We start from the raw sequence: 1957 nt of genomic DNA, 5'->3' as shown, positions 1-1957 counted from the left end.
CCCGTCGAGCGCATGATGCGCGACGCCAAGATCACCCAGATCTACGAAGGCACCAACCAGGTCCAGCGCATCGTCATGGCCCGCAACCTCCCGTAATCGTCTGTCACTTGAAAGGAGCCAGGCCGTGACCCTGAGGATCGCTGTCTGTGTGAAGTACGTACCCGACGCGACGGGCGACCGTGGTTTCGCCGACGACCTGACGGTCGACCGCGACGAGGTCGACGGCCTGCTGTCGGAGCTCGACGAGTACGCCGTCGAGCAGGCGCTGCGGATCTCCGAGGAGTCCGACGACGCCGAGGTCACCGTCGTCACGGTCGGCCCGGACGACGCCAAGGACGCGCTGCGCAAGGCGCTGTCGATGGGCGCCGACAAGGCCGTCCACGTCAACGACGAGGACATCCACGGCTCCGACGTCATCGCCACCTCGGCGATCCTCGCCAAGGCCCTGGAGAAGACCGGCTTCGACCTGGTCGTCTGCGGCATGGCCTCGACCGACGGCACCATGGGCGTGCTGCCCGCGCTGCTCGCCGAGCGGCTGAGCCTGCCGCAGGTCACCCTGCTGTCGGAGCTCTCCGTCGAGGACGGTCTCGTGAAGGGCCGCCGTGACGGCGACGCCGCCACCGAGCTCCTGGAGGCCCCGCTGCCGGCGGTCGTCTCGGTCACCGACCAGTCCGGCGAGGCCCGTTACCCCTCCTTCAAGGGGATCATGGCGGCCAAGAAGAAGCCGGTTCAGGAGCTGGACCTGGACGACCTGGACATCGACGCCGACGAGGTGGGCCTCGCGGGGGCGTGGACCCTGGTCGACGCCGTGGCCGCGCGCCCGGCCCGTACCAAGGGCACGATCGTCACGGACGAGGGCGACGGCGGCAAGCAGCTCGCCGCCTTCCTCGCGACCCAGAAGTTCATCTGACCCACCGTCAGCCTGACACCCCACAGGAGCAACGAATCATGGCTGAGATCCTGGTTCTCGTGGACCACGCCGACGGTGCGGTCCGCAAGCCGGCCCTCGAACTGCTGACCCTGGCCCGCCGCATCGGCGAGCCCTCGGCGGTCGTGCTCGGCGCCGGCGAGGCCGCGACCTCGATCGCCGCCACCGCCGGCGAGTACGGCGCGGCGACCGTGTACGTCGCGGACGGCGCCGAGTTCACCGAGCAGCTGGTCGTGCCGAAGGTCGACGCGCTCACCCAGCTCGCGCAGGAGAAGGGGGCGGCCGCCGTCCTGGTGACCTCCTCCGGCGAGGGCAAGGAGATCGCGGCCCGTGTCGCCCTCCGCCTCGGCTCCGGTCTGATCACCGACGCCGTGGAGCTGGAGGCCGGCGAGAACGGCCCGGTCGCCACGCAGTCCGTCTTCGCCGCCTCGTACCAGGTGCGCTCGACGGTCACGCACGGCGTGCCGGTCATCACCGTCAAGCCGAACTCCGCCGCTCCGGAGGCCTCTGCGGCCGCCGGCACGGTCGAGAACGTCACCGTCTCCTTCACCGGCAACGCGGCCAGGGTCGTCGCGCGCACCCCGCGCGTCTCCACCGGCCGCCCGGAGCTGACCGAGTCCGCGATCGTGGTCTCCGGCGGCCGCGGTGTCGGCGCGGCCGAGGGCTTCGCGGTCGTCGAGAAGCTGGCCGACTCGCTCGGCGCGGCCGTCGGCGCCTCGCGTGCCGCGGTGGACGCCGGCTGGTACCCGCACTCCAATCAGGTCGGCCAGACCGGCAAGCAGGTCTCGCCGCAGCTGTACGTCGCGGCGGGCATCTCCGGCGCGATCCAGCACCGCGCGGGCATGCAGACCTCGAAGACGATCGTCGCGGTCAACAAGGACCCCGAGGCCCCGATCTTCGACCTGGTGGACTACGGCGTGGTCGGCGACCTCTTCGAGGTGCTGCCGCAGCTGACGGACGAGATCGGCGCCCGCTGACCCGTCCGCGCCTGATGACGTGAGAGGGGCGGGTGGTGGCACTCTGTGCCAC

3 protein-coding genes are annotated in these 1957 nt (G+C 71.1%); all 3 read left to right on the top strand.

Translation table 11 applies throughout. From position 1 onward, the window contains the following. Positions 1-96 (top strand): acyl-CoA dehydrogenase family protein (locus tag ACFQ79_RS40690; RefSeq protein WP_157849844.1); only part of this gene is annotated, 96 nt, incomplete at its 5' end. Positions 97-124: 28 nt separating this feature from the next. Further along, positions 125-910 carry an electron transfer flavoprotein subunit beta/FixA family protein gene (locus ACFQ79_RS40685; protein ID WP_073906858.1) on the top strand — a complete coding sequence of 262 codons (786 nt, stop codon included), beginning with the start codon at positions 125-127 and terminating at the stop codon, positions 908-910. A 38-nt stretch (positions 911-948) separates the two neighbouring features. Then, positions 949-1905: an electron transfer flavoprotein subunit alpha/FixB family protein gene (locus ACFQ79_RS40680; protein WP_383593426.1), complete on the top strand. Its 957-nt coding sequence runs from the start codon at positions 949-951 to the stop codon at positions 1903-1905. The last annotated feature ends 52 nt before the right edge of the window (positions 1906-1957 follow it).

Source organism: Streptomyces sp. NPDC056480 (genome assembly GCF_042795405.1).
Classification (GTDB): Bacteria; Actinomycetota; Actinomycetes; order Streptomycetales; family Streptomycetaceae; genus Streptomyces.
This window is presented reverse-complemented; position numbering and strand designations above follow the sequence as displayed.